Origin of the sequence: Labilibaculum sp., assembly GCF_041595635.1 — a bacterium.
GTDB lineage: Bacteria > Bacteroidota > Bacteroidia > Bacteroidales > Marinifilaceae > Labilibaculum.
In genome coordinates this window covers 20,594-28,377 of sequence record NZ_JBFHJW010000055.1, presented here as the reverse complement: position 1 = coordinate 28,377, position 7,784 = coordinate 20,594, and the positions used below count along the sequence as shown (strand labels likewise).

Annotated in this window: 4 protein-coding genes; 2 read left to right on the top strand and 2 right to left on the bottom strand. The window is 38.0% G+C overall.

What is annotated here, in order from left to right:
- Nucleotides 1-114 precede the first annotated feature (114 nt).
- A complete protein-coding gene (gene asnB, locus ABYT26_RS13905; protein WP_372754915.1) occupies nt 115-1,788 on the top strand; it encodes an asparagine synthase B in 1,674 nt (557 codons plus the stop codon).
- A gap of 92 nt (nt 1,789-1,880) precedes the next feature.
- The gene (gene rlmF, locus ABYT26_RS13900) at nt 1,881-2,984 is read left to right on the top strand and encodes a 23S rRNA (adenine(1618)-N(6))-methyltransferase RlmF (RefSeq protein WP_372754913.1); all 1,104 of its coding nucleotides are present in this window, start codon (nt 1,881-1,883) and stop codon (nt 2,982-2,984) included.
- Between the two features lie 507 nt (nt 2,985-3,491).
- Here the strand turns inward: rlmF and ABYT26_RS13895 are convergent.
- Nucleotides 3,492-5,690, bottom strand: a complete 2,199-nt coding sequence (locus ABYT26_RS13895; protein ID WP_372754911.1) for a glycoside hydrolase family 3 C-terminal domain-containing protein — start codon at nt 5,688-5,690, stop codon at nt 3,492-3,494.
- A gap of 84 nt (nt 5,691-5,774) precedes the next feature.
- Complete coding sequence (locus tag ABYT26_RS13890; RefSeq protein ID WP_372754909.1) at nt 5,775-7,784, bottom strand: glycoside hydrolase family 97 protein; 2,010 nt, start codon at nt 7,782-7,784, stop codon at nt 5,775-5,777.

Here is a 7,784-nt window from a genome sequence, read left to right as displayed (position 1 = left end):
GAGTAAAACATAGTGGAAAATAGTTTGAAAATCGTAATTTCAGCGATTAATACCAAAATTAATACAGCTTAACCTCATTTTACAAGCTGAGAAATAACTATTAAACATTTTTTTATGTGTGGATTTGTAGGAGTTTTTGATTTGAAGGTGGATGCTAAGCAGCTACGCCCTCAAATTCTAGAAATGTCTAAAAAAATTCGTCACAGAGGTCCAGACTGGTCTGGAATATTTTGTGACGAAAAGGCGATACTGTCTCATGAGAGACTATCGATTGTAGATCCTCAATCGGGAGGACAACCACTTTATAGCAAGGACGGTAATTTGGCCCTGGCTGTTAATGGTGAAATCTATAATCATATGGACATTCGAAATCAGATGAACGGATCCTATGAGTTCTTAACGAAATCTGATTGTGAAGTAATTTTAGCCTTGTATCAACAAAAAGGCATCGATTTTATTGATGATTTGAATGGTATTTTTGCTTTTGCCCTATACGACAAAAAGAACGATTGTTACCTAATTGGTCGGGATCATATGGGAATCATTCCTTTGTATCAAGGTTGGGATAAACATGGAAACTACTATGTTGCTTCTGAACTAAAATCACTCGAAGGATATTGCAATAAAATTGAAGAATTTCTTCCTGGTAAATTTCTTTACAGCAAAAATGGTGTTGTTAAAGAATGGTACCATCGCGATTGGCAAGATTATCAAAATATAAAAGACAATAAAACAGATATGGCTGTTCTTCGCAAAGGCTTGGAAGATGCTGTTCATCGCCAGTTAATGTCTGATGTACCTTATGGAGTTTTACTTTCGGGAGGTTTGGATTCATCAATTATATCGGCTATTGCCAAAACATACGCAGGCAAACGAATTGAGTCTGGTGATGAAAAAGACGCATGGTACCCTCAATTGCACTCATTTGCAATTGGTTTGGAAGGTTCACCTGATTTGGCAGCTTCGAAGAAAGTAGCAAAACATATCGATACCATTCATCACGAAGTAACTTTTACCGTTCAAGAAGGTTTAGATGCTATAAACGATGTAATTTATCACTTGGAAACTTACGATGTAACTACTGTTCGTGCCTCTACTCCAATGTATTTAATGGCAAGAGTAATTAAATCGATGGGAATAAAAATGGTGCTTTCAGGTGAAGGTGCTGATGAAATGTTTGGAGGATATCTTTACTTTCACAAAGCTCCGAATGCCGAAGAATTTCATAAGGAATGTATTCGAAAATTAGATAAACTTCATCTATATGACTGTTTACGTTCCAATAAGTCCATGGCTTCATGGGGTGTTGAAAGCCGAGTTCCATTTCTAGACAAAGAGTTTTTGGACATTGCCATGAGAATCAATCCTGAAGATAAAATGGCTAAGGATGGTAAAATGGAAAAATGGGTGCTCCGTAAAGCTTTTGAAGATTATTTGCCAGAAGAAGTAGCCTGGAGACAAAAGGAACAATTTTCGGATGGAGTTGGTTACAATTGGATTGACACCTTGAAAGAAATTGCCGACAAAGAAATTACAGATGAGCAACTGAAAAATGCAAGTTTCCGTTTCCCAGTTAATCCTCCGATGTCGAAAGAAGAATATTACTATCGTGTGATTTTCACAGAGCATTTTCCATCAGAAACTGCAGCAGCCTGTGTGCCTTCGGTCCCCTCTATTGCTTGTAGTACTGCAGAAGCATTAGCCTGGGACGAATCGTTCCGTAACAATGCCGATCCTTCGGGAAGAGCAATTAATGCCATTCACAACGACGCTTATAAAAAGAAATAATCATCTGAATAGATGATGCCAAAGTCCATTCGTAACATGCGGGTGGACTTTTTTTTATTGTAAATAAGATCGATTGAATCGGATTTTGACCATTGAAAACAGAATACACAAACAGCTCGAGTAAAAATATCAAATCCATCGAACATGAGGCTTTCTGCTATTATTATTCTAATTTAGCCGATTCAAATCAGAGAATCATATCCATGCTAAATAAGAAGAGAAAACATCCAAAAGAAAAATCGAGATTACACGAAAGGAATAAAAATCGTGAGCGTTACGATTTTGCAAAATTGATAGAAAACTGCCCTGAATTAAAACCATTCGTCATCTTAAATAAATATCAGGATGAATCCATCGACTTCGCCAATCCTGATGCAATTAAAATGCTGAACAGAGCCCTTTTAATCCATTTTTATGGACTCGAAAACTGGGATATTCCTGATGGCTACCTTTGTCCGCCAATTCCTGGTCGTGCAGATTACATTCATCATATTGCGGATTTATTACGCCAAAACAACTACGGAAAGATTCCTACCGGCAGCAAAATTACCTGTTTGGATATTGGAACGGGAGCCAATTGCATCTATCCTATTATTGGTAGCAATGAGTACGACTGGCAATTTATTGCATCGGATATTGATCCTGTTGCCTTGCAGTCTGCAGAAAATATTATCAATTCGAACCGAAATTTACAGGGAAAAGTTAAATGCGTGATTCAAGAGAATCCGAAAGACTTTTTTTACGGTGTAATTCCAAAAGATGGCTATGTAGATCTATCGATTTGCAATCCTCCTTTTCATGCTTCGGCTGAAGCTGCAATGGAGGGAACCATGCGAAAAACCCGAAATTTGAGCAAGGGAAAAGAGAGTAAGCCAAATTTAAATTTTGCTGGGCAAAGTAATGAATTGTGGTGCGAGGGTGGCGAAGCAAGATTTGTGCGCAACATGATTAATCAGAGTAAGAAGTTTGCAGAATCGTGCTTCTGGTTTTCGAGTTTAATTTCAAAAGAATCGAACCTTAAAAGTATTTACCAGGCACTTACAGAGGTTAACGCCACAAAAATTGAAACCTTGCCCATGGGACAGGGAAATAAAACCAGCCGCATTGTTGCCTGGACTTTTCTGAACAAGGAAGAGCAGCAAAAATGGAAGAATACAAGATGGAATGGACAAATTCCAAAGAAGAAAAATGAATAATATAGTATTGAACCGATTTGTTGAAAAGCAAATCAGTTTTTTTGTGGAAGCAATGCGTTAGGGATTGTAATAAAAACCCCGCAGCGAAGCATGAGCGAGGAGTTGCAATGGAAAGCCCGCCCGAAGGGAACGCCCTGAAAAAAGATCTAATTTTTCTCCTCCTGTGATATCGGAATAATGAGTAAAGCAGTTTCTATTGTCCTCATCATTTTAGGCTAATATTCTACTTCGCATTCCGTAAAATTAAAATTCGGAATTAATTGATAAAAGAATATCGTTCGGGATCAGTCTAGCCAACTTCACCCGAACGATTCTCTAACATCGACTTGTATCAAATTAAGCATAAAAGGGTTAAAAACTCATTAATTTTGAGGTTAATTCATAAGCTTTTTTATTAATTCATCCCAAATATCAGTCTATTCGCCATTTATTTACCGCCTTACAGAAAAACATCAACAAAATATTTGACTTCAAAAATAGAATCAGTCTTTCTTGCAACTTTTCATATTATTTTACGCAAACAGAAAATTCAACGGGTTTTGGCATCCCCAATTCCAACGATTTTTTTATAGGAAGAGCTCCCCCAACATAAATAGTAGTTTCACCCTTAAAGAGTTGAGTAATTCCAGAATCATCAACCTGAGACAAGGTCTCATCGGTAATATCAAAAGATATTTCTTTTGATTCTCCTGCTGCCAGACTAATCCTTTTAAAATTTCTCAAACTAAATTTCGGACTAATAAAAGATGTGTTTTTGGGCTGTGTATAAAGCTGCACCACTTCTTCCAAATCAAAACTACCTGTATTGCTTATTTTCACTTTTACGCTCATTTCCTTATCTGAGGAATATTGCAATTGAGAATCTCCAATGGCCTCATATTGCAGTGTAGAGTAATTCAGCCCATAACCGAACGGATAAGAAACTTCTCCCTCGAAGTAACGGTAGGTTTTTTTAGATTCAGCAATATTGTAATCCTCAAAATCACCAAGATCTTCTGTTGATTTATACATGCTAATGGGCAATTTTCCCGAGGGAGAAACATCTCCGAATAGAATATCAGCAATGGCATTTCCTCCCTGTTCACCAGGATACCAAGCCCAAACAATAGCATCTGCAAGTTCTTCCAGCTCTGGCATAGCGATAGCACTTCCCGAACAAATTACCACGATTAATGGTTTGTCGCCACATGCTTTGCGAAGTAATCTCACAAATTTCAATTGGTTTTCTGGTAATTCTATTTTTTCCCTATCGCCACCCAAAGGCGCGATTGCATCACCAGCTTCTCCTTCCAAAAGAGCAGTCTGCCCTATCACTGCAATTGTGGCATCAGCTGCCGCGGCATTTCCAGGCAATCCAGTATTCATATCCTCAAGCTTTTGTACCTGCAAAATTCCTTGATTGTATTGAACGATTGTAGATTTGGAGACCTTACCCGCAATCCCTTCCAAAACGGTATTCATATTTGGGTTTACTCCATAATAATTTCCCAGCAAAACATTAATATCGGCTGCATTATTACCCGTAACATATACTTGTGACAGATCTTTTTGCAAAGGCAATACATGATTTTTATTCTTAAGCAATACAATGGATTTTTGAGCTGTTTTTCTTGACAATTGAGTGTGTTTCTCACATCGTATAACCGACTGGTTGATATCTGAATATAGCCCATCCTCATCAAACATCCCTAGTTTGAAACGGATTTTTAATTGCTTTCTCAAAGCATGATCCAATTCCCTCTCGCTAACCAAACCCTTTTCTAGTGCCGAAGACAAATGATTGTATATGTTACCGCAATTTACATTCACATCATTTTTAATGGCCAATGCTGCTGACTCTTCTGGACTTTTAGTTGATTTATGGAACTTATGAAAATCATATAAGGCTCCACAATCAGAAACAACATAACCGTCGAATCCCCACTCTTCTCGTAAAATATTCATTAAAAGCTCGGGGCTGCCACAACAAACTTCATCATTGGTCCGATTGTAGGCGCACATTACACCTGCCACATCGGCATCGATCAATTTCTTAAAAGCGGGAAGATAACTTTCATTTAAATCTTTATCGTTTACAATCGCATTAAAACTATGACGCAGAGCTTCAGGACCATTATGCACAGCAAAATGTTTGGCACAAGCTGCCACTTTTAAATGATCAGGATCTGTTCCTTGTAATCCATTCACAAAAGCTGCTCCCAATTCACCACTCAAATAAGGATCTTCGCCATAAGTCTCATGTCCACGTCCCCATCGCGGATCTCTGAATATATTCACATTAGGAGACCAAAAAGTCAAACCCATGTATTGCTTATGAATTCCTTTACTTACTGCCTCATTGTATATTCCTCTGGCCTCATCAGAAATAGCATCCGCCACATCACGAATTAAATCCCTATCGAAAGTTGCAGCTAAACCTATAGCCTGTGGAAAAACGGTAGCGGGAACAGAACGAGCTACGCCGTGCAAACACTCACTCCACCAATTGTAGTAAGGAATATTCAAACGAGGAATAGCCTGAGCTTCGTGAGTCATCAAAGACAATTTTTCTTCCAGGCTAAGTTGTACAATAAGATCGTCTACCCGATCATCAATATGAACTTTAGGATCCTGAAATAGATACTCGTAGGAGGTTTCATGCACTTTCTCTTTGCAGCCCATTATACTTAGTAGGGATACTAAGACCAAATAAAGTTTTGCTTTCATGTTTTTGATTTAAATAATTAATGGTTTTTGCTTTCCTAAGCAGTATTACTCTCAAAATTCGAGAACCTGTTACGAAATGAATCTTTACAGTTCTACAATTTCAATAGCCTGTCCACCACTCTCTATCATGCTAACCTCCAGTTTGGTGCCTGAGTTAACTTCTTGTTCAAAAATTCGAATATCTGTAGGATTGTTTTGAAGATCAGCATTTGGTCCATCAGCATAAATTATTGCTTTGTATTTTTTATCCGAATTTAAGAATGATAGATCCAAAGTAATATTTCTAGCATTCTCATCAGTGATACAACCAATATACCAATTGTCTCCACTTCTTCTGGCTACAGAATAATAGTCTCCAATTTCTGCTGCCAGAACTTTCGATTCATCAAATTCGGCAGGCAAATTTTCGAAAAATTTAAATGCTGGCTGATCTTCGTAGTTGCTCACTAAATCGGAAGCCATTTGCAAGGGACTGTACAAGCAAACCCACAAAGCCAGTTGCTTGGCAAGCGTAGTATGCACACGAGAATTTCCTTTGTCGTTGCTGTTCCATTTAATGTATTCTTTTCTGTTCTTATACAAAATATCGAATGTTCCAGGAGTATAATCAATCGGTCCACCCAAACATCTGGTAAATGGTAGAATTACATGATGCTCTGGTGGATTTCCCTCGCTCCAAGCATTCCACTCCATTCCACGAGCACCTTCGCGTGTCATCATATTCGGATAAGTTCTGCTAATTCCGGTAGCCTTAATGGGTTCGTGTGCATCAATCATTAAATGATATTTAGCTGCTGTTTCGACAACTTTTCGGTAATGCTGCACCATTTTTTGTCCGTGATGATATTGTTTGTTTGGAATGGCACCTGCATAACCTGTTTTTAATGTTCTTATCCCATTATTATGGAGCTTCGAAAATGCAGCATCCATACATTCTTCATAAAAAATATAATCTCCTCCTGTTTCGTGATGACCAATTAATTCAACATCTCTGGATTTTGCATACTTTACAATCGCATCGAAATCGAAATCGGCCGAAGCGGTAGTCTGATCGAAAGCTTCTGGTTTTCCCCAATTGTCCCAACCTGTATTCCATCCTTCGGCTAAAACTGCATGCACACCATTCTCCGAGGCAAAATCGATGTACTTTTTCATATTTTCGGTTGTGGCTCCATGCTTTGGTCCTATTGTCCAGGTTTCAACGCCCAAGTGCATTCCCCACCAAATTCCTACGTATTTCATTGGCTGAATCCACGAAGTATCCTCTAATTTACAAGGCTCATTTAAATTCTGTATCAAATTAGATTCAACCAAAGCAGCCGCCGATTTTCTAATGGTAATTGTTCTCCATGGCGATAGCAGCGAAGCTTTTGTTTTTACCTTAATTCCATCGGGCCAGGGAACCAGGTTTGCCTGAAAATGAGTTCCTCCTGTATTTTGTAAGGTCATTCCGGCATAATTGGTCAAATTTGCCTCATGAATACTCAAATAGTTGCCTGCATCCGTTTTAAAAGTTGCAGGCGTATTTGCATTTTCCACCTCGTTTATTGAAGTGGTTCGATACAACATTTCATAAGTATCGAAGTTAGCTGGAATAGTCCAGGCTGTTCCATTTTCCGCGAAATTGAACTCCGTTAATTCATTCATGATGTTGATACTATCAAGACCATTCTGCTTCGGAATTTCGTATCTAAATCCCAATCCATCATTAAACAAACGCATGTGCAGTTTAAATTCCTTCGAATTGGCATTTTGCAACAATACAATTGCTTCTCTATAATTGCTTTTAATCGATTTATTCGGTCCCCAAACAGGTTCCCATGTCTCTTCTTTCTCAATTTCATCTACTGATATAATTTTCACTTTATCAGTAAACAATGAGTCTTCTTTTAAAACCAAACCCAATTTTGAGCTATTTATAATTAGAATCTCATCTGCTTTTAACTGATAAAACAAATTTCCTTCTTCATTAACATCCAGCTTATAAGTCAATTTTCCATCTGGAGATTGCAATTCGACTGATTTCTGGGAACTACAAGCAAGGCCAAGAAAAATAACCGCCAACAATCCAATAATTCTAAAATTCTTACTCAT